19 protein-coding genes and 2 tRNA genes are annotated in these 22,404 nt (G+C 74.4%); 15 read left to right on the top strand and 6 right to left on the bottom strand.

All coding sequences use genetic code 11. The features are described from left to right. Positions 1 to 54 precede the first annotated feature (54 nt). The 5 genes from JQN70_RS07210 to icmF all read left to right on the top strand — a co-directional run bounded on the left by JQN70_RS07210 (position 55) and on the right by icmF (position 8,244). Positions 55 to 1,008: a GlxA family transcriptional regulator gene (locus JQN70_RS07210; protein ID WP_204130629.1), complete on the top strand. Its 954-nt coding sequence runs from the start codon at positions 55 to 57 to the stop codon at positions 1,006 to 1,008. Positions 1,009 to 1,121: 113 nt separating this feature from the next. Next, positions 1,122 to 1,835, top strand: coding sequence for a response regulator transcription factor (locus tag JQN70_RS07205; protein ID WP_204130628.1), 714 nt, complete (start codon positions 1,122 to 1,124; stop codon positions 1,833 to 1,835). Next, the gene (locus JQN70_RS07200; protein WP_204130627.1) at positions 1,832 to 4,468 is read left to right on the top strand and encodes a DUF4153 domain-containing protein; all 2,637 of its coding nucleotides are present in this window, start codon (positions 1,832 to 1,834) and stop codon (positions 4,466 to 4,468) included. Before JQN70_RS07205 ends, JQN70_RS07200 begins: the two co-directional genes overlap by 4 nt. A gap of 34 nt (positions 4,469 to 4,502) precedes the next feature. Next, entirely contained in the window at positions 4,503 to 4,940 is a 438-nt protein-coding gene (gene aroQ / locus JQN70_RS07195; protein ID WP_204130626.1) for a type II 3-dehydroquinate dehydratase, read from the top strand. A gap of 61 nt (positions 4,941 to 5,001) precedes the next feature. Further along, on the top strand, positions 5,002 to 8,244 hold the full coding sequence (gene icmF, locus JQN70_RS07190) for a fused isobutyryl-CoA mutase/GTPase IcmF (RefSeq protein WP_204130625.1): 3,243 nt from the start codon (positions 5,002 to 5,004) through the stop codon (positions 8,242 to 8,244). Positions 8,245 to 8,263: 19 nt separating this feature from the next. On the opposite strand, the gene JQN70_RS19915 is transcribed toward icmF, so the two are convergent. Beyond that, positions 8,264 to 8,848, bottom strand: coding sequence for a GNAT family N-acetyltransferase (locus tag JQN70_RS19915; protein ID WP_204130624.1), 585 nt, complete (start codon positions 8,846 to 8,848; stop codon positions 8,264 to 8,266). 59 nt (positions 8,849 to 8,907) lie between these two features. Here JQN70_RS19915 and JQN70_RS07180 point away from each other — a divergent pair, with 59 nt between their 5' ends. Then, the gene (locus JQN70_RS07180; RefSeq protein ID WP_204130623.1) at positions 8,908 to 12,447 is read left to right on the top strand and encodes an ABC transporter ATP-binding protein; all 3,540 of its coding nucleotides are present in this window, start codon (positions 8,908 to 8,910) and stop codon (positions 12,445 to 12,447) included. A 33-nt stretch (positions 12,448 to 12,480) separates the two neighbouring features. Here JQN70_RS07180 and JQN70_RS07175 read toward each other — a convergent pair whose 3' ends face one another. Further along, the gene (locus JQN70_RS07175) at positions 12,481 to 13,281 is read right to left on the bottom strand and encodes a deoxyribonuclease IV (protein ID WP_204130622.1); all 801 of its coding nucleotides are present in this window, start codon (positions 13,279 to 13,281) and stop codon (positions 12,481 to 12,483) included. A gap of 73 nt (positions 13,282 to 13,354) precedes the next feature. Between JQN70_RS07175 and JQN70_RS07170 the strand changes: the two genes are divergently transcribed. The 8 genes from JQN70_RS07170 (at position 13,355) to JQN70_RS07135 (ending at position 17,506) form a co-directional block, all read left to right on the top strand. After that, complete coding sequence (locus tag JQN70_RS07170) at positions 13,355 to 14,116, top strand: SDR family NAD(P)-dependent oxidoreductase (protein WP_204130621.1); 762 nt, start codon at positions 13,355 to 13,357, stop codon at positions 14,114 to 14,116. Positions 14,117 to 14,123: 7 nt separating this feature from the next. Beyond that, a complete protein-coding gene (locus JQN70_RS07165) occupies positions 14,124 to 14,876 on the top strand; it encodes a helical backbone metal receptor (RefSeq protein ID WP_204130620.1) in 753 nt (250 codons plus the stop codon). Positions 14,877 to 14,927: 51 nt separating this feature from the next. Next, positions 14,928 to 15,000: transfer RNA gene (locus JQN70_RS07160), tRNA-Thr, on the top strand. A 52-nt stretch (positions 15,001 to 15,052) separates the two neighbouring features. Next, positions 15,053 to 15,126, top strand: a tRNA-Met gene (locus JQN70_RS07155). Positions 15,127 to 15,257: 131 nt separating this feature from the next. Then, a complete protein-coding gene (gene rpmG, locus JQN70_RS07150) occupies positions 15,258 to 15,428 on the top strand; it encodes a 50S ribosomal protein L33 (protein ID WP_166099994.1) in 171 nt (56 codons plus the stop codon). A 133-nt stretch (positions 15,429 to 15,561) separates the two neighbouring features. After that, the gene (locus JQN70_RS07145) at positions 15,562 to 16,011 is read left to right on the top strand and encodes an FAS1-like dehydratase domain-containing protein (RefSeq protein ID WP_204130619.1); all 450 of its coding nucleotides are present in this window, start codon (positions 15,562 to 15,564) and stop codon (positions 16,009 to 16,011) included. Next, entirely contained in the window at positions 16,011 to 16,433 is a 423-nt protein-coding gene (locus tag JQN70_RS07140) for a MaoC family dehydratase (RefSeq protein WP_204130618.1), read from the top strand. Before JQN70_RS07145 ends, JQN70_RS07140 begins: the two co-directional genes overlap by 1 nt. Beyond that, on the top strand, positions 16,433 to 17,506 hold the full coding sequence (locus JQN70_RS07135) for a UDP-N-acetylmuramate dehydrogenase (protein WP_204130617.1): 1,074 nt from the start codon (positions 16,433 to 16,435) through the stop codon (positions 17,504 to 17,506). Before JQN70_RS07140 ends, JQN70_RS07135 begins: the two co-directional genes overlap by 1 nt. Before the next feature lie 41 nt (positions 17,507 to 17,547). Here JQN70_RS07135 and JQN70_RS07130 read toward each other — a convergent pair whose 3' ends face one another. The 4 genes from JQN70_RS07130 to JQN70_RS07115 all read right to left on the bottom strand — a co-directional run bounded on the left by JQN70_RS07130 (position 17,548) and on the right by JQN70_RS07115 (position 21,322). Next, positions 17,548 to 18,096 carry a helix-turn-helix domain-containing protein gene (locus tag JQN70_RS07130; protein WP_204130616.1) on the bottom strand — a complete coding sequence of 183 codons (549 nt, stop codon included), beginning with the start codon at positions 18,094 to 18,096 and terminating at the stop codon, positions 17,548 to 17,550. Positions 18,097 to 18,424: 328 nt separating this feature from the next. Next, the gene (locus tag JQN70_RS07125) at positions 18,425 to 19,510 is read right to left on the bottom strand and encodes an adenosine deaminase (protein WP_204130615.1); all 1,086 of its coding nucleotides are present in this window, start codon (positions 19,508 to 19,510) and stop codon (positions 18,425 to 18,427) included. Further along, entirely contained in the window at positions 19,507 to 20,016 is a 510-nt protein-coding gene (locus JQN70_RS07120; RefSeq protein WP_204130614.1) for a DUF5709 domain-containing protein, read from the bottom strand. The genes JQN70_RS07125 and JQN70_RS07120 overlap by 4 nt, the downstream gene beginning before the upstream one ends. A gap of 4 nt (positions 20,017 to 20,020) precedes the next feature. Then, positions 20,021 to 21,322 (bottom strand): aspartate aminotransferase type Ic, encoded by a 1,302-nt coding sequence (locus JQN70_RS07115; RefSeq protein WP_204130613.1) that lies wholly within the window; start codon positions 21,320 to 21,322, stop codon positions 20,021 to 20,023. A 158-nt stretch (positions 21,323 to 21,480) separates the two neighbouring features. Between JQN70_RS07115 and JQN70_RS07110 the strand changes: the two genes are divergently transcribed. Then, the gene (locus tag JQN70_RS07110) at positions 21,481 to 22,308 is read left to right on the top strand and encodes an endonuclease/exonuclease/phosphatase family protein (RefSeq protein WP_204130612.1); all 828 of its coding nucleotides are present in this window, start codon (positions 21,481 to 21,483) and stop codon (positions 22,306 to 22,308) included. The last annotated feature ends 96 nt before the right edge of the window (positions 22,309 to 22,404 follow it).

Raw genomic sequence — 22,404 nt, 5'->3', positions numbered from 1 at the left:
GCCACGAGTGGCAGATCTGTCTCTGGTCGGCAATTTCCTGCCATACTCGTGGGCATGGCCCTGCGCACCGTCGCCGTGATCCTCCAGGAGCCGGTGGCCCTCTTCGAGTACGGCGTCCTCGCCGAGGTGTTCGGCATCGACCGCACCGACGAGGGCGTGCCCGCGTTCGAGTACCGGGTGTGCTCGGAGGAGGACCGGCCCCTTGACGCTCGCAACGGGACCTCGGTGAGCGCCGCCCACCGCCTCGACGCGGCCGCCGACGCCGACCTCGTCGCGGTGCCCGCCTCACCGGCGGCGTGGAGCTCCAGCCCCGCGGTGCTCGACACGATCCGGGCGGCGCACGACCGGGGGGCCTGGATCATGTCGGTCTGCTCGGGGGTGTTCAGCCTCGGTGCGGCCGGGGTGCTCGACGGGCGCTCGTGCACGACGCACTGGCGGCACGCCGAGGAGCTCGCGGCGATGTACCCCGCGGCGCGCGTCGATCCCGACGTCCTCTACGTCCGCGACGGCAACGTCATCTCGAGCGCGGGCACCGCGGCCGGCATCGACGCCGCCCTGCACCTCGTCCGCACCGAGCTCGGTGCCTCCGTGGCCGCGACCATCTCGCGCCGCATGGTCGTCCCGCCGCACCGGGACGGCGGCCAGCGCCAGTACGTCGAGCGCCCGGTGCCCACGTGCGAGGCCGAGAGCCTCGGCCCGGTGCTCCAGTGGATGGTCGAGCACCTCGAGCAGACCTTCACCGTCGACGACCTCGCCCGGCGCGCGACGATGTCGCCGCGCACCTTCGCCCGACGGTTCGTCGCCGAGACCGGCACGACGCCGCACCAGTGGGTCACCGACCAGCGGGTGCTGCGGGCGCGCCACCTGCTCGAAGCGAGCGACCTGTCCGTCGAGGAGGTCGCGCGGGACGCCGGGTTCGGGTCCGCGGCGCTGCTGCGCCACCACTTCGCCAAGTGCACGGGGATCTCGCCCACCGCGTTCCGGGCCCAGCACCGTCTGACGGCCTGACCGGCCGGCCCCGGCTCGCTGAGGGCCGAAGAGGGCCCACCCTCCACCGACCTTCACACGATCTCCACACGGAGCCCCCGCGGGCTCCAGCCGGGCGGTCCTACGCTCGCAGCATGACCGAGGGGACGGCCGCCGCGCCGCACACCGCGACGCACACCGTGCTCGTCGTCGAGGACGAGCCGACGATCAACCGCGCCGTCACCGACCGGCTCCGGGCCGAGGGCTTCACCGTGCACCAGGCCTTCGACGGCCCCGCCGCCGTCGCCGCCTTCGAGGAGCACGACCCCGACGCCGTCCTCCTCGACGTCATGCTCCCCGGCTTCGACGGCCTCGAGGTCTGCCGGCGTATCCAGGCCGTGCGTCCCGTCCCCGTCCTCATGCTCACCGCGCGCGACGAGGAGACCGACGTCCTCGTCGGCCTCGGCGTCGGCGCGGACGACTACGTGACCAAGCCGTTCTCGATGCGCGAGGTCGTCGCCCGGCTGCGCGCCCTCCTCCGCCGGGTCGAGCGGGCGCAGGAGCTCGCCCGCACGAGCACCCGGCTCGACCTCGCCGGCCTCGTCGTCGACCCGGCCGCCCGCCGCGTGAGCATCGACGGCGGCGACGTCCACCTCACCCCGCTCGAGTTCGACCTCCTCTGCGCGCTCGCGGCCGCCCCGGGCACGGTCCGCTCGCGCGAGGACCTCATGCGCGAGGTCTGGGGCTGGGGCGACGCCGCCGGAACCCGCACCCTCGACAGCCACGTCAAGGCCCTGCGCGCCAAGATCGGCGCCGACCGGGTGCGCACCGTCCACGGCGTCGGCTACGCGCTCGAGGTCGGCCGGTGAACCCCGACCGCCCGCTCGACGGCGTCACCTCCATCAAGCTCAAGCTCGGCGTGCTCGTCGGCGCGAGCGTCGTCGCCACCGTGCTCGTCGCCGCGATCGGCGACGGGGCCGGCGTCCCCTGGTGGGCGAGCCTGCCGGTCACCGCGGGTGCCGCCGTTGGGGTGACCCAGTGGCTCGCCCGGGGGATGACCTCGCCGCTGCGGGCGATGACCGACGCGGCCCGGCGGATGGCCGTCGGCGACTACGGCCAGCGCGTCACCGCCACCTCGTCCGACGAGGTCGGCCAGCTGGCGCGCAGCTTCAACGCGATGGCCGCCGAGCTGGCCGGCGCCGACCTCGAGCGACGCCGCCTCATCGCGACCGTCTCGCACGAGCTGCGGACCCCGCTCACCGCTCAGCGCGCCCTCCTGGAGAACCTCGCCGACGGCGTGACCGACCCCGACCCCGACACCCTGCGCGCCGCCCTCGCCCAGTCCGAGCGGCTGAGCACGCTCGTCGGCGACCTGCTCGACCTCTCCCGCATCGACGCCGGCGTCGCGCCGCTCGCCCTCGCCCCCGTGCGGGTCGCCGGCCTGCTCGCCGCGTCGGTCGAGGAGGCCGGGGTCTCCGGGCGGCCGGTGCGGCTGCTGCACCGGGTCGAGCCGGCCGACCTCACCGTCGCCGCCGACCCCGCACGGCTTGCCCAGCTGGTCGCCAACCTCACCGACAACGCCGTGCGGCACAGCCCGCCCTACGGAGAGGTCCGGCTCGAGGCCCGCCGCGAGGGCGAGGACCGCTGGGTGCTCGAGGTCTCCGACGACGGTCCGGGCATCGCCGCCGAGGACGCCGAGCGCGTCTTCGAGCGCTTCGGCACGGGGTCGGACTCCGCGGGTGGCACCGGGCTGGGGCTGGCCATCGTCCGCTGGGTCTGCGAGCTGCACGGCGGCCGGGTCGAGGTGGTCCCGAGCGGCGGCGGCGCCTGCTTCCGGGTCACCCTCCCCGTCGCCCCGAGCACCGAGCGCCCCGTCCACCTCCGCGAGCTGCCCACGGCCGCACGCCGTCCCGCACCCCGTCCCACGACCCCGACCGAGGAGACCCCGATGAGCACCGCGACCCCCGTGCCCGCTCCGCCCGCCACCACGCCGGTCGGGCCCTACGGCGGGGGGTCGGGTCCGATCGAGACCTCGCTGGCCCGCATCTGGCCCGAGCCCGACCGCCGCCCGCGCATCGGTGTCGTCGGGGCCGCCGCCGGCATCGGCCTGCTGGCCTCGCTCACCTGGCCCTACCGGGGGATCGGGCTCGCGACCTCGCTCGTCATGGTCGCGACCGGCGTCCTCATGTGGGCGGTCGCCCGGCACCGGCGCGACCCGTGGACCGTCGGCGGCGCCGTCGTCGCCCTCCTCCTCGCCAGCGTGGCGACCGTCCGGGACGCCGGCGGCGTCGTGACCCTCTCGGTCCTCGCCGGCGTGGCCGTCGCGGCGGCAGCCCTCACCCGCGCCCACGGCCTGCTCGCGATCGTCTCCAGCTGGGCGGCCTGGCCGCTCTCGGCGCTGCGCGGCCTGCCCCTCCTCGGCCGCACGATCACGGCCACGAGCCGGGTGTCGGTGCTCTGGCCGGTGCTGCGCACGGTCGCATTCTCGCTGCTCGTGCTCGTCGTGTTCGGCGGTCTCTTCGCGACGGGCGACGCGGTCTTCGGGTCGTGGGCCTCGGCGCTCGTGCCGGACCTCGGCTGGGACACCATCGTCCTGCGGGGTTTCCTCTTCGTGCTCGTCACGGGGGTCGCGCTCACCGGGGCCTACCTCGCGCTCAACCCGCCGGCGGCCGACCTCGTCGCCGTCCCCCCGAGCCGGCGCACCCGTCCGGTGTGGGAGTGGGCGGTGCCCGTGGGCGTCGTCGTCCTGCTCTTCGGCGGCTTCCTCCTCGCCCAGGCCACGGTGATGTGGGGAGGCGACGCCTACCTGCGGCGCACGACCGGGCTGACGCACGCCGAGTACGTGCACCAGGGCTTCGGGCAGCTGACCGTCGCCACCGCCTTCACCGTCCTCGTCATGGCCCTCACCCTGCGGGTCGCCTCCCGCGAGAGCGCCCGCGACCGGCTCGTCGTCCGGGTGCTGCTCGGCGCGCTCGGGGTCTTCACCCTCGCCGTCGTCGCCTCGGCCCTCTACCGGATGTCGCTGTACCAGGACGCCTTCGGGTACACCGTGCTCCGGGTCTTCGTCGACGGCTTCGAGCTCTGGCTCGGACTCGTCGTCCTCATGCTCCTCGGTGCGGTCATGGGGCTGTCGTGGCGTTGGGTGCCCCGGGCCGTGCTCGTGTCGGGGGCCGCGTTCACCCTCGGCTTCGCGGCGATGAACCCCGACGCGTGGGTCGCCGGGCAGAACATCGACCGCTACGAGGCGACGGGGAAGGTCGACACCCTCTACCTGTCCAGCCTGTCGGCCGACGCGGCGCCGGTCATCGCCGAGCGGCTGCCGCGGGAGATGGCGGCCTGCGTCGTCTCGTCGCCGGCCGACCTCGAGGTGTTCGACCGCCGGGCCACCGACGACGTGCTCGGGTGGAACCTCGGCCGGGCCCGGGCCGAGGACGCCCTCGCCGGCCTCGGCGCCCGGCCGGCGGACTGCGGCGCGTACCTCACCGACACCTACCAGCGCTGACGCAGCGGCCCCGGCGGGTGGCATGCTCGCCGTCATGGACGACCGCACCGTGCTCGTGCTCAACGGCCCGAACCTCAACCTCCTCGGGGAGCGCGAGCCGGAGGTCTACGGGCACGACACCCTCGCCGACGTCGAGCGGCTCTGCGCCGAGGAGGCCGCACGGCACGGGCTGACCGTCGACTTCCGGCAGAGCAACCACGAGGGCACGCTCGTCGACTGGGTGCAGGAGGGCCGGGCCGGCACGGCGGGCATCGTCCTCAACGCGGCGGGCTACACGCACACCTCCGTCGCCCTGCGGGACGCGCTCTCGGCCTGCCGGGTGCCGCGCGTCGAGGTGCACATCAGCGACATCCACGCCCGCGAGGAGTTCCGGCACGTCTCGTACCTCGCCGATGTCTGCGACCACCACGTCATCGGGCGCGGCGTCGCGGGGTACGCCGAGGCGATCGCCTGGCTCGCCGCCCGCCGGTGACTTCCCGGTAGGTACTAGGACGTCCTACTATCTCGGGAGACCCCGACCGAAGGACCACCCCATGGCACCGCAGCCGAGCGAGGGGCTCCACGTCCCCGAGCACCCCGTCCGCATCGTCACGGCCTCCGCGCTGTTCGACGGCCACGACGCCTCGATCAACATCATGCGGCGGATCATGCAGAGCCAGGGCGCGGAGGTCGTGCACCTCGGCCACAACCGCAGCGTCCGCGAGGTCGTCGACGCCGTCATCGACGAGGACGCCCAGGGCGTGGCGGTCAGCTCCTACCAGGGCGGGCACGTCGAGTACTTCGAGTACCTCGTCGAGCTGCTCCGCGAGGCCGGCGCACCGCACGTGCAGGTCGTCGGCGGGGGCGGCGGCGTCATCGTCCCGGCCGAGATCGAGCGGCTGCGCGGGGCCGGCGTGACGATCTTCAGCCCCGAGGACGGCCAGCGCCTCGGCCTGCCCGGGATGGTCAACCAGGTCGTCGCCGCCTGCGACACCGACCTCTGGGAGGTCGCGCCGACCACCGTCGAGGCCGTGCTCTCCGGCGACCGCTCGGCCGTCGCCCGGGCCGTCACGGCCGCCGAGACCGGCCACCTCTCCGACGCGATGCGCGCCGAGCTCGAGCGCGCCGCGGCCGCCCGCACCGTCCCGGTGCTCGGCATCACCGGCACCGGCGGCTCCGGCAAGTCCAGCCTCACCGACGAGCTCGTCCGCCGGCTGCGCGTCGACCAGCAGGACAAGCTGCGCGTCGCCTGCGTCGCCGTCGACCCGACCCGTCGCCGCGGGGGCGGGGCGCTGCTCGGCGACCGGATCCGGATGAACAGCCTCGACGGCGACCGGGTCTACTTCCGCTCCCTCGCGACCCGCGGCGGGCGCGAGGTGCCCGAGGCGCTCGGCGACGTCGTCACCATCCTCAAGGCGGCCGGGTACGACCTCGTCGTCGTCGAGACGCCGGGCATCGGGCAGGGCGACGCCGCCATCACCTCCTACGCCGACGTCAACCTCTACGTGATGACGCCCGAGTTCGGCGCCGCCAGCCAGCTCGAGAAGATCGACATGCTCGACCTCGCCGACGTCGTCGCCGTCAACAAGTTCGAGCGCCGCGGCGCGATGGACGCCCTGCGCGACGTCGGCCGCCAGATGGTCCGCAACCGCGAGGCGTTCGGCAAGCGTCCCGAGGACATGCCGGTCTTCGGCACCTCGGCCGCGACCTTCAACGACGACGGCGTCACGGCGCTCTACCAGGAGCTCCGCTCGCAGCTGGCCGGTGCCGGCCTCCCGGTGGCCGAGGGCACGCTGCCGGTCGTCGACGTCCGGCACTCGACGATGCTGCGCCAGGTCGTCCCGCCGCAGCGCGTGCGCTACCTCGCCGAGATCGCCGAGACGGTGCGTGGCTACCACGCCGAGACCGAGCGCTGGGCCGATGCCGCCCGCCGCGTGCAGCGCCTCGGCGACGCGCGCGAGGCGCTCGCATCGGCGGGCAGGAACACCGCCGACCTCGACGCCCTCCTGGAGGAGGCCCGCGAGGACCTGCCCGCGGCGCTGCGCAAACAGCTCGAGCAGTGGCCGTCGGTCGTCGAGGCGTACTCCGGTGACGAGCAGGTGGTCACGGTGCGCGACAAGGAGATCCACACCAAGCTCGTCCGGGAGTCGCTCTCCGGCAACGAGATCCGTCGTGTGTCCCTCCCGCGGTACCACGACGACGGCGACCTGCTGTCGTTCCTCCGCCGCGAGAACCTTCCCGGGGTGTTCCCCTTCGCCGCAGGGGTGTTCCCGTTCAAGCGTGACGGCGAGGACCCCGCCCGGATGTTCGCCGGCGAGGGCGACCCGTTCCGCACCAACCGCCGCTTCAAGCTGCTCTCCGAGGGCCAGCCGGCCACCCGCCTCTCGACGGCCTTCGACTCGGTCACCCTCTACGGCCGCGACCCCGACCGCCGCCCCGACATCTTCGGCAAGGTCGGCACCTCCGGGGTCTCCGTCGCGACGCTCGAGGACATGAAGACGCTCTACGACGGCTTCGACCTCACGTCGCCGACGACGAGCGTCTCGATGACGATCAACGGCCCGGCGCCCACCATCCTCGCGTTCTTCCTCAACACCGCGATGGACCGCGAGGTCGAGAAGTGGGCGGCCGAGAACGGTCGTGAGCCCGACGACGCCGAGCGCGAGGCCGCCCGGGCCCGGGCGCTGGCCACGGTGCGCGGCACCGTGCAGGCCGACATCCTCAAGGAGGACCAGGGGCAGAACACCTGCCTGTTCTCCACCGAGTTCTCGCTGCGGATGATGGCCGACATCCAGGAGTGGTTCATCGAGAAGAAGGTCCGCAACTTCTACTCGGTCTCGATCAGCGGGTACCACATCGCCGAGGCCGGGGCGAACCCCATCAGCCAGCTCGCGTTCACCCTCGCGAACGGCTTCACCTACGTCGAGGCCTACCTCGCGCGCGGCATGGACATCGACGACTTCGCGCCGAACCTGTCCTTCTTCTTCAGCAACGGCATGGACCCCGAGTACACCGTCATCGGCCGCGTCGCCCGGCGGATCTGGGCGGTCGCGATGCGCGAGAAGTACGGCGCCAACGAGCGCAGCCAGAAGCTGAAGTACCACGTGCAGACGAGCGGCCGGAGCCTGCACGCGCAGGAGATGGACTTCAACGACATCCGCACGACGCTGCAGGCGCTCACCGCGATCTACGACAACGCGAACAGCCTGCACACCAACGCCTACGACGAGGCGGTCACGACCCCGAGCGCCGAGTCGGTGCGCCGCGCGCTGGCCATCCAGCTCATCATCAACCGCGAGTGGGGCCTGGCGATGAACGAGAACCCGCTACAGGGCTCGTTCGTCGTCGACGAGCTGACCGACCTCGTCGAGGCCGCGGTGCTCGCCGAGTTCGACCGGATCTCCGAGCGCGGGGGAGTCCTCGGCGCGATGGAGACCGGCTACCAGCGCGGCCGCATCCAGGACGAGTCGATGCTCTACGAGCACCGCAAGCACGACGGCTCGCTGCCCATCGTCGGCGTCAACACCTTCGTCCGGCCGGACGCCGAGGTCTCGCCGAAGGAGGTCGAGCTGGCGCGCGCGACGGAGTCCGAGAAGGAGGGCCAGCTGGCCCGCGTCGAGGGCTTCCGCGAGGAGCACCGCACCGAGGCGGAGGCGGCGCTCGCGCGGCTCAAGGAGGCGGCGACCACCGGCGAGAACGTGTTCGCCGTGCTCGTCGACGCGGCGCGGGTGTGCTCGCTCCAGCAGGTCACCGAGGCGTTCTTCGAGGTGGGCGGGCAGTACCGCCGCAACGTCTGAGGCCGGCGGACCGGTCCGGTCAGGCGAGCTGCTTGCGCACCACCCGGCGGCGCAGGGTCGGTTCGGCGTGCACGGCGTACCCGGCGTCGAGGAAGACCTGGAGCAGGCCGACCGACGCCTCGTCCCAGATGACCGTCTTCCCCGGCGGCGGCTCGGTGGGGTAGCCCTCGAGCACCCGGGCGCCGACCTGCTCGCCGTACTCGACGGTGGCGGCGGCGAGCTCGTACATGAGGCCCTGCTTCCGGAAGCCCTTGCGGACGACGAAGCAGGTGACCGACCAGATGCCCTCGGCGTCCGGATCCATCCGCATCCAGGGCTGCTTGCGCGCCCAGATGCGCGGGTACTGCTCGCGCGGCTCGACGGCGACCCAGCCGGCCGGCTCGCCGTCGACGTAGCCGACGAGGCCGGACGTCGGGCCGTCGGTGCCGCAGCCGGTCTGGGCGAGGAGCGCGGCGTCGCGCTCGTCCTGGGTGGTGTCGCGCCAGATCCAGCCCGGCACCTTGAGGGCCTGGCAGCGGCACTTCCGGGCGCCGCCGGCCTCGAAGACCGCCTCGACGTCCTCGGGCGCGGCCTCGTTCGCCGGCCTCCAGGTGAACTCGGGCACGGGAGGAGCCTACGAAACCCGGGTGCCGGGCGTCGGTGCTCCGTCGTAGGTTTCTTCCGATGGGGACGACGACCGTGACGCCACCCACCTCGGCCGTGCCCACAGCGGCCGAGGTGCGCCACGTCGTGCCCGGGCGCCGCCTCGACCTGCACCGGCTGCGCGGCTGGTCCACCGGGTGGGCGCTGCTCGCGTCGGCCACCGGCGCCGTCGGGCGCACGCTCGGCACGGTCGTCGCCGGGCTGCTCGCCGCGAACCCCTCGACCCGGCTCGTCGGCCTCCTCGCGCTCTGCGTCGTCGGCGCGGCCGTCCTCGACACCGCCGGCCGCACGGTCTGGGCCGCCGTCGTCGACCGCGCCGAGGGCCGGCTGCGCGACGACCTCGTCCACGCCGCCCTCGCCCAGCCGCTGCACGCGCTCGGCGAGCAGGCCGTCGGCGAGGTCCTCGACCGGGTCGACGCCGACACCCACGACGTCGGGGCGATGCTGCGCCGGCAGGTCTGGGACGCCCTGAAGACCGTCTTCGCCGCCGTCCCGATGTGGATCGTCGCCGGCCTCACGTGGTGGCCGGCCTGGGCGCTCTTCCCGGTCGCGGCAGCGGGCTCCTTCCTCCTCGTGCGCCGGCTGCTGCCGACCATCGCGGAGCGCAAGGTCGTCGAGGAGATGGCCTGGACCGACCACGCCGCGGCGCTCGAGGAGGGCGTCACCGCCCGCGACGACCTGCGCACCAGCCTCGGGCAGGCACACGTCGTCGCCCGCCTCAGCGGCCTGTCCGCGCGGGTGCACCGGCGCTTCCGCGAGGTCGTCGACCTCCAGGTGCGGGTCACCCGGCGCACCGGCCTGCTCCTCTACGGGATGCTCGCCGGCACGCTCGTCGCGGGTGTCGCGATGGTGGCGGGGGGCGGCCTCTCGGTCGCCCGGCTCGTCACGCTCTTCCTCGTCACGAGCACCTTCGTCGGGCAGGTCGACCAGATGGCGCGCCACCTCCCCGAGCTCCAGGCCGGCCTCGGGGCGATCACCCGGCTGCGCCAGCTGCTCGGCGCCGCCCCCGAGCCCGACGGCGGCCGGCCCGTCCCCGACGGTCCCCTCGAGCTCGAGTTCCGCGACCTCCACTTCGCCTACCCGGAGGGCGGGTTCGCCCTCCAGCACGTCGACCTGCTGGTCCCCGGCGGGCAGACCTGCGCGCTCGTCGGCCGCACCGGCTCGGGCAAGTCGACCCTGGCCTCGCTCGTGTCGCGCGCGGTCGAGCCCGCCGCCGGCACGGTGTTCCTCGGGGGCGTCGACGTCCTCGACCTCGACCTCCAGCAGCTCCGCGCGGCCGTCGGCGTCGTCACCCAGCGCACCGAGATCCTCGCCGGCACGCTCGCCGAGAACATCACGCTCTTCGCCGACCTGCCGCGCGCCCGGGTCGAGGCCGCGGTCACCCAGCTCGGGCTGGAGGAGTGGGTCGCGGCGATGCCCCGGGGGCTCGACACCCTCCTCGGTCCGGGGGGCACCGCCCTGTCGGCCGGCGAGGAGCAGCTCGTCGCGTTCGCCCGGCTGCTCGTGCGCGACGTGGCCGTCGTCGTCCTCGACGAGGCGACCGCCCGGATGGACCCGCTCACCGAGGCGCTCGTCGTCCGGGCCGCCGACCGGCTGCTCACCGGGCGCACCGGCATCCTCGTCGCGCACCGCCTCTCCACCACCCAGCGCGCCGCCCGGGTCGCCGTGCTCGACCACGGGCGGGTCGTCCAGCAGGGCCCGCGGGCCGAGCTGGCGGTCGCCGAGGGACCGTTCCGGGCCCTGCTCGCCGCCAGCGGCGACGACCTCGCCGCCGGCCCGGACGAGGCACCGGCCACCGCCCCTGCCGGCGTCGCGGTCGCCGGCGCGCGCCGGGCCGGGCCGCCGCCGGAGCTCGCCGACCCGGGGGAGGGGCCCTCGCTCGCGCGCGGCATCCTCTCCGCCCTCCTCGTCCGGCCGCGGTGGGGCATCTGGCCGGCGCTGCTGTTCCTCGTCTCCGCGCTCGGCGGGGCGTTCGGGGCCGCCACCGGCTACGTCTGGGGGCGGGTCGTCGAGCACCTGCGGGGCGGGGCCGGCTGGGACACCGAGACCGTCGTGCTCACCTCGCTCACCGCCGCGTCGGTGCTCTTCGCCCCGCTCGTCCTCGTCGCCGCGATGCGCCGGTACCCGCGGTGGTGGATCGAGGTGATGCTCCGCGTGCGGATGTCGGTGCTGCTCGGGCAGACCCGTCAGCACCGCCTCGAGCGCACGCCGGCCGGTGAGGTCGTCGCCCGCTCGATGGACGCCGACCGCTACGCCCTCTACGCCGACCGCTGGGTCGACTTCCTCAACGGCCTGGCCATCGTCGCCGTCACCGCGGCCCTCGGCGGCAGCCTGCTGGCCGGCGGCGTGCTGCTCGTCGTCCTCGTCGGGGCGGCGCTCGCCTCGGCGGTGGGGCGGCCCATCGCGGGGCGCTCGGCCGCCGAGTCCTCGCGGGCGCGGGCGCGCTTCGGGCGGGCCGTCGTCTCCGTCCTCGAGTCGGCGCGCACCGTCAAGCTGGCCGCCGCGACGCCGTCCGCGCACGCGCACCTGCGCTCGGTCGACGCCGGGCGGGTGCAGGCGGCGGTCTTCGAGCACCGGGTCCAGGCCGTCCTCGACGGCGTGCCGATCGTCATGGTGCAGGCCGGCGTCGTCGCCGCGTGGGGCGTCTACGTCCTCGAGGGATGGGGCCTCGCGACGGCCATCCTCGTCGCCGGCGCGGTCAACGGCTTCGACTGGTTCGGCCGGGTCGCGGGGGCCGTCGTCACCGAGGCACCGGGCACCCGCTCGTGGCAGCGGGCCACGAGCCGGCTCGCCGGCGGCGTCGACCTCGTCCGGCTGCCCGCGGGCATCGACCTCGTCGAGGGCACCGCCCCCGAGGCCACCGTGCCGAGCCGCGTCCCGCTCGAGGAGCTGCGGCTCACCGGTGTCGGGGCGGTGCACGACGACGGCACGCGCGGCGTCGAGGGGGTCGACCTCACCGTGCCGGCCGGCGAGCTCGTGCTGCTGCTCGGCCAGGTCGGGTCCGGCAAGTCGAGCCTGCTCGGCGCGCTCGCCGGCCTCCTCGAGCACACCGGGTCGATCACCTGGAACGGGGTCGAGGTCGAGGACGCCGAGGTGTTCCTCCGTCCGGGGCAGGTGTCGCACGTGGCCCAGGTGCCGCGGGTGCTCTCCGGCACCTTCGCCGACAACGTCGTCCTCGGCCACGGTCGCACGCTCGGCCCGGCCATCGCCGACGCCCGGCTCGACGACGACGTCCGTGAGGCCGGGGGCCACGACGCCCTCGTCGGGCACCGGGGCGTGCGGCTGTCGGGCGGGCAGGTCCAGCGGCTCGCGCTGGCCCGGGCCCTGGCGGCCGAGACCGAGCTGGTGCTCGCCGACGACGTGTCGAGCGCGCTCGACGCCGCCACCGAGGTCGAGCTGTGGTCGGCCCTGCGCGCCCGGCGCGCGACGGTCATCGGGGCGACCTCGAAGCGGGCCGCGCTCGCCCAGGCCGACCGGGTCGTCGTGCTCGTCGACGGGCGGGTCGCGGCCACCGGGCCGTGGCGCGAGCTCGCGCCGGCGTGGGGGCACCTCGCCGGCTGACGCCGGGCCGGGTGCTCGGTCGGCTGCGGCCGGTCAGGCGCCGGCGTTGGCCCGGAGCCAGGCGATGTCGGCCGACTGGCCCTCGGCGTCGCCCGGGGTCTCGACGACCACCGGCGCGCCGGCCTCGCGCACCACGTGGGCGATGTCCGCGCCCTCGATGTGCCCCGACCCGAGGTTGGTGTGCCGGTCGGCGCCGGAGTCGAAGGTGTCGCGGGAGTCGTTGCAGTGCACCAGGTCCACCCGCCCGGTGATGGCGCGCACCTTCTCGACGACGCTGCCGAGGTCGTTGCCGCCGGCGTGGGCGTGGCAGGTGTCGAGGCAGAAGCCGACGGTGTCGCCGCCCTCGGCGCGTCCGATCGCCTCCCAGAGCCGCTCGATGGCCTCGAGTCGGCGGGCCATCGCGTTGTCACCGCCGGCGGTGTTCTCGATGAGCAGCGGGACCGGCATCTCGAGGCCGTCGACGCACTTGCGCCAGTTGTCGAAGCCGACGCCCGCGTCCTCGTCCTTGCCGAGGTGCCCGCCGTGCACGACGACGCCCTTGGCCCCGATCTCGGCCGCGGTGTGCAGGTGCTGCTGGAGCAGCTTGCGCCCGGGGATGCGGATGCGGTTGTTCGTCGCGGCGACGTTGATGGGGTACGGCGCGTGGACGTAGAGGTCGACGCCGGCCGCCTCGGCGGCCTCGCGCAGCGCCGCCGCGCCGCCCGCGTACTCGACGACCGGGCCCTTGTAGCTCTGCGGGTCGCCGAGGAAGAACTGGCTGAGGGTCGCCCCGCGGGCGACCGCCTCGGCCACCGGGTCGCTCTGGTCGACGTGTCCACCGATGCGCAGCGTCATGGGGCCCACGCTACGACCCGACGCCGACGCCCGGGGACCCGCGACCTCCCGGCGACAGGGCAGGATGGCGCCCATGCAGATCGCGAACACCTCCGCCATCGTCACCGGGGGCGCCTCCGGCCTGGGTGCGGCCACCGCCGCCGCCCTCGCCGCGGCCGGCGCCCGGGTCGTCGCCCTCGACCTCCCCGACGCCTGCGCCGCCGCGCCGGACGTCCCCGGGGTCTCGTACGTCCCCACCGACGTCACCTCCGAGGCCGACGTCCGCGCCGCGGTCGCCGAGGCCGCCGGCGACCCCGAGCGCCCGCTGCGGGTCGTGGTGAACTGCGCCGGCATCGGGCCGTCCCAGCGCATCCTCGGACGCAAGGGCACCCACTCCATCGACCTGTACCGGAAGGTCCTCGAGGTCAACCTGCTCGGCACCTTCGTCGTCCTGACGGTGGCCGCCGAGGCCATCGCGGCCACCGAGCCCGACGCCGACGGCCAGCGCGGCGTCGTCGTCAACACGGCCTCGATCGCCGCGTACGACGGCCAGGTCGGGCAGGCGGCGTACTCCTCGAGCAAGGGCGGCATCGTCGGGCTCACCCTGCCCGCCGCCCGCGACCTCGCCCAGTACGGCATCCGGGTGGTCACCATCGCCCCCGGCATCGTCGAGACCCCGATGCTCGCCACCGTCTCCGACGAGTTCCGCGCCGGGCTGGCCGCGGGCGTCCCCTTCCCGCAGCGTCTCGCGAAGCCCGAGGAGTACGCGAAGCTCGCCCTGGCGATCGTCGACCACGACTACCTCAACGGCGAGGTCATCCGGATGGACGGCGCCCTGCGGATGGCGCCGCGCTGACCCCCTGATGAGCCTCCTCGACGACCTCGGCGCGCCGGTGCCCCTCGCGGGCCCGGCGCGCCGCGTCGTCTCCCTCGTGCCCTCGCTCACCGAGGCGCTCGCGGCGACCTGTCCGGACCGGCTCGTGGGCGCCACCGACTGGTGCACCCACCCGGCGGGGCTCGACGTCACGCGGGTGCGCGGCACCAAGAACCCCGACCTCGCGGCCGTCGTGGGGCTCGCGCCCGACCTCGTCGTCGCGAACAAGGAGGAGAACCGCGAGCTCGACGTCCGGCGGCTGCGCGAGCAGGGGGTGGCCGTCTGGGTCACCGACATCGAGACCGTGCCGCAGGCCCTGACCTCGATGCGACGCCTGCTCGCCGAGGCCCTCGTCGTCGACGACCCCGGATGGCTCGTCGAGGCGTCCGACGCGTGGTCGGGTCCGTTCCCGGCCCCGCGGGCCCGGGCCGTCGTCCCGATCTGGCGGAACCCGTGGATGGTCGTCGGGCGGCCCACGTTCACCGCGGACCTCCTCGCGCGGGCCGGGTTCGAGGTGGTCACGGGGGGAGCGGACGGCCGCTACCCGCACGTCGAGGTCGCCGCCCTCGACGACCCGTCGGCGGCCGACGTCGTCCTCCTCCCGGACGAGCCGTACGAGTTCACCGCGGCCGACGGTCCGGAGGCGTTCTCCCGCGTGCCGACCCGGCTGGTCTCGGGGCGCCTGCTCACCTGGTACGGACCGGCCCTCGTGGAGGCCCGGATTTCGCTCGACCGAGCGTGACCGTGTAGTGTCTCCGTCGCGCTCAGGGGTGGTTTCACCGCCCCCGCGCACGCCCCCTTAGCTCAGTCGGCAGAGCGTTTCCATGGTAAGGAAAAGGTCGTCGGTTCGATTCCGACAGGGGGCTCTGGTCCGGTCGGAGCCCAGCTCCCCGAGAGGGGCCCCGGTCGTTCCCCCAAGGCGGGGTAGCTCAGCTGGTTAGAGCGCACGACTCATAATCGTGAGGTCGCGGGATCGAGCCCCGCTCCCGCTACGCATCGGTCGCGATTTCTCCGGGAACACCGGCGTCGCGTACCCTGTTGTGCTGGTGCCGCGCGTGGGCCGTCCCCGCGCCCGCGCCGCATCCGAAGATCCACCACCGTTTTCCCGAGAGCAGGTTGCCCCGTGGCCAGCAAGAGCGCCGACGTCCGCCCGAAGATCACCATGGCGTGCACGGAGTGCAAGGAGCGCAACTACATCACCAAGAAGAACCGCCGCAACGACCCCGACCGGCTCGAGCTGGCGAAGTTCTGCCCGCGCTGCAAGAAGCACACCGCGCACCGCGAGACCCGCTGACGCGTCCCCGCGTCGCCCGACGAGGCCGCCCGCACCCCTCCGGTGCCGGCGGCCTCGTCGCGTACCGGGACCGGTCGGTCGACGCACGGTCGGGGTCGCCGGAGGGTCGGGTCCGGCCCCTAGAGTGGGCGGCATGGCCGTGAACCCCGACTACGTCGGACGCACCTACCCGCCGAGCGGGCCCTACCCGGTCGACGCCGCGCTCATCGCCGCGTTCGCCGCGGCGGTCGGCTCCTCCGACCCGGTCCACACCGACCCCGAGGCCGCCCGCGCCGCCGGGTACGCCGACGTCGTCGCCCCGCCGACGATGGCCGTGCGCTTCGCGCAGGCCTCGGACCGGGCCTACGTCGCGGACCCCGAGGCGGGCATCGACTACAGCCGGGTCGTGCACGGCGAGCAGCGCTTCGTCCACCACCGCCCGATCACCGCCGGCGACGAGGTGCTCGGCACCCTCACCGTCGACCAGATCCGCCAGGCCGGAGGGCACTCGATGATCACGACCCGCACCGAGCTGGCCACGGCGTCCGGGGAGGCGCTCGCGACCTGCACCTCGACGATCGTCGTCCGGGCAGGGGAGGACTGATGGGCGCGCGCTCCCTCGCCTCCGTCTCGGTCGGTGACGTCCTCGGGCCGGTCACCGTCCCGGTCGGCCGCGACACGCTCGTGGCCTACGCGAACGCCTCGGGCGACCAGAACCCCATCCACCAGGACGAGGAGTTCGCCCGCTCGGTCGGGCTCCCCGACGTCATCGCCCACGGGATGTGGACGATGGGCGCCGCGGGCACGGTCGTCGCCGAGTGGGCGGGGGACGCCGGACGGGTGATCGAGTACGGCACGCGGTTCACGAAGCCGGTCGTCGTGCCGGTCGGCGGGGCCCGGATCGACGTGACCGGCACGGTCACCTCCGTCGACGCCGAGTCCGGCCGCGTGGGCGTCGACCTCACCGTGACGAGCGAGGGCCAGAAGGTGCTCGGGCGCTGCGTCGCGGTCGTGCGCCTCGACTGATGCGCGAGCTGCACGACGAGCCCCTCGCGGGCTGGACGACGATGCGCGTCGGCGGCCCGGCGGCCCGGATGGTCGTGGTCGAGACCACCGACGAGCTCGTCGACGCCGTGCGCGAGGTCGACGACGCCGACGAGCCGCTCCTCGTCCTCGGCGGCGGCTCCAACCTCGTCCTGCCGGACGAGGGGTTCGCGGGGACCGTGGTCGCCGTCGCCACGCGCGGGGTGAGCGTCGACTCGGCCGACTCCTGCGGCGGGGCCAACGTCACGGTCGCCGCGGGCGAGCCCTGGGACCCGTTCGTCGAGCGGGCGGTCGCCGAGGGGTGGTCGGGCATCGAGGCGCTCTCGGGCATCCCGGGGTCGACGGGGGCGACGCCGATCCAGAACGTGGGGGCCTACGGCCAGGAGGTCGCCCAGACCATCGCCCGGGTGAGGGTGTGGGACCGGCTCGAGGAGAAGGTCCGGACGATGACGTCGGTGGACTGCCGGTTCACCTACCGGCACTCGCTCTTCAAGGGCACCGACCGGTACGTCGTGCTCGACGTGATGTTCCAGCTCGTCCTCCAGTCGCTGTCCCAGCCGGTGCGCTACGCCGACCTCGCGACCCAGCTCGGGGTGGCCGCGGGGGAGCGCGTGCCACTGGCCGAGGCGCGCGAGGCGGTCCTCGCGCAGCGCCGGCGGCGCGGGATGGTGCTGGCCGTCGAGGACCACGACACGTGGTCGTGCGGCTCGTTCTTCACCAACCCGGTGCTCACCACCGAGGAGTTCGCCGCCCTCGAGGCGCGGGCTGCGGACCGGCTCGGTGCCGACGCGCCCCCGCCACCCCGGTTCCCCGAGGCGGGGGACCGCGTGAAGACCTCGGCCGCCTGGCTCATCGAGCGCGCGGGCTTCGGCAAGGGGTACGCGATGCCCGGGCCCGCGGCCGTGTCGACGAAACACTCGCTGGCCCTGACCAACCGAGGGTCGGCGCGGGCGGCCGACGTCGTGGCGCTGGCCCGCGAGGTGCGCGACGGGGTGCGCGAGGCCTTCGGGGTGACGCTCGTCAACGAGCCGGTGCTGCTCGGGCAGGAGCTCTAGGCGGCTCCCCTCTGCACGGGCGGGACAGGCTCGCCGGGTCGTCAGGCGACTCCCTCCTCGCGGCCGACAGCGTCGGTCTCCCACGGCACCGGCGCGCTCCAGTGCGGCGGCACGGTCCCGACGCGGGTGGCCTCGGTGTTCCACCACCACCGGGGTGGGAAGTCGACCTGCTCGGTGTCGTGGTGACCCGGGAAGCGTCGGCTGCCGTCGCGGACACGGGCCAGGAGCTCGGTGCGCGGCCAGTGCTCCGGTGGCACGGGGACCGGGAGTGCGGCTCCGGCCGGGGCCGGTGCGCCGGTCGGCGGGGGAGAGGGACCGGTGACCGACCGGCGGCAGAGTGCCAACCGGTACTCGGTGCCCTCGAGGGCGGCGACGACGTCGGCGAGGCGCAGCCGCTCCGCGCCGGCCTCGAGCCGGGCCAGCCGGCTCGTCGACCAGCCGCGCAGCGACGCGTACGCGCGCTGGCTGAGGCGCAGCCGGTGCCGGGTGGCGCGCAGGGCCAGCCCGATCTCCTCGCCGAGCGTGAGGGTCGCCCGCGCCTCGAGGAGCTCGGCGGCGAAGGTGGGGTAGCTGTTCGGTCGGCTGTCCATGGAGGGAGCGTCGTCGGGCGGCGCCGGTGGTGCCAGACCCGGGCGGCGGCCTGTGGATCACGGCCTCGGGGAGCGCCCCTGTGGACGATGCGGACCCGGATGGGGGGTGTGTTCGACCGCTCTCGGTTGCTTCACATACCGACTCAACCGAGAGCAGTCGGTTGACGCCCAGGCCGGCCGGCCGACGGGTCGTGTGTGCTCTCGGTTACTTCACATGCCGACTCGACCGAGAGCACTCGCGCCGCACCCGGCGCCGTTCGGAGGTTCGGGTGGGGTGTTCGGCCGCTCTCGGTTGCTACACATGCTGACTCAACCGAGAGCAGTCGGATCACCCCCCGCCCGGGTCCTCGAGCCACGCCGCGATGTCCCGCTCCGCTGCCGCGCGGACCTCGGCCGGCGCCCGGCTCGCCGCGAACGACGCCCGTGCCAGCCCGGCCAGCTCGGCGTCGGACAGGCCGTGCACCGTCCGTGCCGTCTCGTACTGCTCGGCCAGCCGCGACCCGAAGATCAGCGGGTCGTCCGCCCCGAGCGCCACCGTCGCCCCCGCCGACAGCAGCCGCCGCAGCGGCACCTCCTCCGGCACGTCGTACACCCCGAGCGACACGTTCGACCCCGGGCACACCTCCAGCGCCACCCCGGCCTCGACGACCCGGTCGAGCACCCGCGGGTCCTCCACCGACCGCACCCCGTGACCGATCCGGTCCGGCACGGCGGCCTCCAGCGTCGCCGCCACCGCCTCGGCCCCGAGGAGCTCCCCGGCGTGCGGTACCGACGCCAGGCCGGCCCGCCGCGCGATCCCGAAGGCGGCCGCGAACTCGGCCGTGTCACCCCGCCGCTCGTCGTTGGACAACCCGAACCCGACGACCGTCCCCGCCCCGGACCCCGCGTACCGGGCCGCGAGCCGCGCGAGGGTCCGCGCCTCCAGCGGGTGGCGCATCCGGGAGGCGGCCACGACGACCGCCACCTGTGCCGCGCCCGGCACCCGGGACACCTCGGCCGCCTCGTCGAGCACGATCTCCAGGGCCGGCGTGATCCCCCCGACGAAGGGCGCGTACGACGTCGGGTCGACCTGGATCTCGAGCCACCGCGAGCCCTCGGCCCCGTCGTCGAGCGCGGCCTCGCGGACGATCCGCCGCATGTCGGCCTCGCCCCGCACGCAGGCGCGCGCGACGTCGTAGAGGCGCTGGAAGCGGAACCACCCGCGCCGGTCGGCGGCGTCGAAGAGCGGCGGGTAGTCCGTGGTCAGCGTCGCCGGCAGCCGCAGCCCGTGCGAGCGGGCCATCTCGCGGACCGTCTCGACCCGCATGGAGCCGGTGAAGTGGAGGTGGAGGTGGGCCTTCGGCAGCGTGCCGACCGGGCGGGACGCCGACGGCTCGGCGCCCGTCGCCGGACCCCGTCCGGCGCCGTCGCTCACTCCTCCGAGGTCTCCTCGTCGACGTCGCCCTCGCCGACCACGTGGACCGCGGCCTCCTCGGCCGAGGCCGCCGCACCGTCGATGCCGACGTCCTTGCCGACGAGGTCCTTCTCGTCGTCTGAGCCGAGCCCCTCGTCCGGCGCGATGAGCCGTCCGGCCCGCTCGTCACCGACCTCGCCGTCGCCGAGCCAGTCGTCCTCGGCGTCGATCGCGTCGGGGTCGTCGCCGCCGACGCGGTCCTCGTCGAGCCCGGACTCGTTGTCCGGCGCCCCGTAGGCCGACGCCGGGTCGGGCACCTCCTGGTGGATGCGCTCCTCGATGGTCTCGTCGCGCCCCTGCTCCTCGGCGGTCACCCCGTGGGCGATCGAGCCGTGCAGACGCTCCGGCGGGGAGTACCCGCGGTCGAGCACGTCGTCGACGTCCTCCTGCTCGAGGGTGTCCTCGGGCTGGAGCTGGTCCTCGTCGCCGTAGGTGGGCTCGTCGCGCTCGTCGGGGTGCTCGCTCATCCCGTCACCCTACGTCGCCGACGAGCTGCTCGGCCGCGGCCAGGGCGACGCACGTCGCGACCCCGGCCATCGCCGTCTCGACCTCCTCGAGGACCGGGAACGACGGCGCGAGACGGATGTTCCGGTCGCGCGGGTCCTTGCCGTACGGGAACGAGGCCCCGGCGGGGGTCAGCGCGATGCCGGCCTCCTTGGCCAGCGCGACGACGCGCGAGGCGCACCCGTCCGGCACGTCGAGGCTGACGAAGTAGCCGCCGCGCGGACGGGTCCACTCGGCGATCCCGAGTCCGTCGAGCCCGGCCGAGAGGGCGGCGTCGACCGCGGCGAACTTCGGCGCGAGGATCTCGCGGTGCCGGCCCATGTGCGACCGCACACCGTCCGGGGAGCCGAAGAACTGCACGTGGCGCAGGTGGTTGACCTTGTCGGGTCCGATCGAGGCGAACTTCAGGTGCCCGAGGTACCAGCCGACCGTCTCGCGCGACCCGGCGAGGAAGGCCACCCCGGCGCCGGCGAAGGTCACCTTGCTCGTCGAGGCGAAGACGACCGGACGGTGCGGGTGCCCCGCGGCCGAGGCGAGCGAGAGGATGTCCGCGGACTTGGCCTCGTCCTCGGTGAGGTGGTGCAGCGCGTAGGCGTTGTCCCAGAACAGCCGGAAGTCCGGCGCGGCGGCCGGCATCGCGGCGAGCCGGGCGGCGACCTCCTGGGTGACGACCGACCCGGCGGGGTTGGCGTAGGTCGGCACGATCCACATGCCCTTGACGCTCGGGTCGTCGCGCACGAGGGCCTCGACGGCGTCGACGTCCGGCCCGTCGGCGAGCATCGGCACCGTGACCATCTCGATGCCGTAGGACTCGAGCATCGTGTAGTGCCGGTCGTAGCCGGGCACGGGGCAGACGAAGGTGACCTTCTCCTCGTCCTTCCACGGCCGCGGCGAGTCGACCCCGCCGTGCAGCAGGTGGAAGACGAGCACCTCGTGCATCATCGACAGGCTCGCGTTGCCCCCGGCGACGATCTGGTCGGTGTCGACCCCGAGCAGCTCGGCGAACATCTCGCGCAGCTCGGGCAGTCCCTCGAGGCCGCCGTAGTTGCGGACGTCGGTGCCGGCCCGGTCGCGGTGCCCCTCGGGCAGGGAGAGCAGCCGCTCGGAGAGGTCGAGCTGCTCGGCGCTCGGCTTGCCGCGCGTCAGGTCGAGGCGCAGCCCCCGCTCGGTGAGGGTCGCGTACGCCGCGCGCTGCTCGTCGAGGAAGGCACGCAGCTCCTCGGGGGAGCGGTCGGCGAGGGGGGTCCGGGAGACGTCTGCGGTGCTCACCCACCCATCGTGGCAGAGGCGCAGCCGGGGCCGTCGGGGCCGACCAGGGAGCGACCGGCGGGGGAGTGCTCCCCATCGCGAGCCGCCGGGAGGGCTGGCACGGTCGGGGACTGCCGGGGGGCGAACCGCGCCCCTCCACCAACCCCTGGGGGAACCACATGAAGCTCCGCACCCGCCCGCTCCTCGCCGCGCTCGCCGTGGCGGGCGTCACGGCCGCCGGCCTCGTCGGCACCACCGCGACCGCACCGGCCGCCGAGGCCGCAGCCCCGACGACGATCCGGGTCATCCAGCACAACACCGACCAGCACAAGGACCGCTTCCAGCAGGTCGTGCGCGACCTCGAGCAGGGCAGGGCGGATGTGGCAACCATGCAGGAGGTCTGCCAGTCGTGGGTCAAGGACCTCAAGAAGAAGCACAAGGGGTGGACGGTCAGCTACCACGAGCAGACGTCCAACGACCGGTGCCCGGCGGGCAAGGGCAACGTCGCGATCCGTCCGGGCAAGGGGAGCATCTTCGCGGAGGCGTACAAGGTCCCCGGCGAGGGCAAGACCTTCGGCCTGGCGTGCGTCGTGTTCGGCTTCGGGGGCCACCGGACCCACGCCTGCTCCACCCACCTGTCGACGTACGACACGAACGCGGCGGTGGTGCGCCGTGGCGAGACGGAGCGGATCAAGGCGATCACGAACGCGTGGATCGACGCCCAGGACGCCGTCATCGTGGCCGGTGACCTGAACTCGCAGCCCACCTCCACCGAGCTCGACCCGCTGTACATGTACCCGCAGGCGCGCTCGGAGGGCCGCTTCGTCGAGGCCGGGCAGCTGCCCAAGGGGCGCATGAAGCGCGTCGGGCCGGACACCCACCGCAAGGGCAAGATCGACTACGTGTTCTTCTCGGAGAACCACACCCCCCTCGGGGCGGGCGGCAAGCTCGTGCAGGATCCGACCACCGGGCACAAGATCCTCCGCGTCACGACCACCCTGCGCTGAACGACGACGGACGGACTCGGGATGCCCCGGGTCGGGCGGGTTCGCGCCCGGACCGGGGCGTCACGTATGCTGTCCGTTCGGTGTGACCACCATCCT

Origin of the sequence: Phycicoccus sonneratiae, assembly GCF_016887965.1 — a bacterium.
GTDB lineage: Bacteria > Actinomycetota > Actinomycetes > Actinomycetales > Dermatophilaceae > Phycicoccus > Phycicoccus sonneratiae.
Note: the sequence above shows the minus strand (reverse complement) of the source record. Positions and strands in the feature narration are given on the sequence as shown.

Bases quoted from the DNA above. Each gene is read 5' to 3' on its own strand.
- JQN70_RS07170 (WP_204130621.1), top strand. From the start codon at position 13,355: ATGCAGATCGCGAACACCTCCGCCATCGTCACCGGGGGCGCCTCCGGC.
- JQN70_RS07140 (WP_204130618.1), top strand. From the start codon at position 16,011: ATGGGCGCGCGCTCCCTCGCCTCCGTCTCGGTCGGTGACGTCCTCGGG.
- JQN70_RS07110 (WP_204130612.1), top strand. From the start codon at position 21,481: ATGAAGCTCCGCACCCGCCCGCTCCTCGCCGCGCTCGCCGTGGCGGGC.
- JQN70_RS07175 (WP_204130622.1), bottom strand. From the start codon at position 13,281: ATGACGCTGCGCATCGGTGGACACGTCGACCAGAGCGACCCGGTGGCC.
- JQN70_RS07120 (WP_204130614.1), bottom strand. From the start codon at position 20,016: ATGAGCGAGCACCCCGACGAGCGCGACGAGCCCACCTACGGCGACGAG.
- JQN70_RS07210 (WP_204130629.1), top strand. From the start codon at position 55: ATGGCCCTGCGCACCGTCGCCGTGATCCTCCAGGAGCCGGTGGCCCTC.
- JQN70_RS07130 (WP_204130616.1), bottom strand. From the start codon at position 18,096: ATGGACAGCCGACCGAACAGCTACCCCACCTTCGCCGCCGAGCTCCTC.
- JQN70_RS07205 (WP_204130628.1), top strand. From the start codon at position 1,122: ATGACCGAGGGGACGGCCGCCGCGCCGCACACCGCGACGCACACCGTG.
- aroQ (WP_204130626.1), top strand. From the start codon at position 4,503: ATGGACGACCGCACCGTGCTCGTGCTCAACGGCCCGAACCTCAACCTC.
- JQN70_RS07180 (WP_204130623.1), top strand. From the start codon at position 8,908: ATGGGGACGACGACCGTGACGCCACCCACCTCGGCCGTGCCCACAGCG.
- JQN70_RS07135 (WP_204130617.1), top strand. From the start codon at position 16,433: ATGCGCGAGCTGCACGACGAGCCCCTCGCGGGCTGGACGACGATGCGC.
- JQN70_RS07165 (WP_204130620.1), top strand. From the start codon at position 14,124: ATGAGCCTCCTCGACGACCTCGGCGCGCCGGTGCCCCTCGCGGGCCCG.
- JQN70_RS07145 (WP_204130619.1), top strand. From the start codon at position 15,562: ATGGCCGTGAACCCCGACTACGTCGGACGCACCTACCCGCCGAGCGGG.
- icmF (WP_204130625.1), top strand. From the start codon at position 5,002: ATGGCACCGCAGCCGAGCGAGGGGCTCCACGTCCCCGAGCACCCCGTC.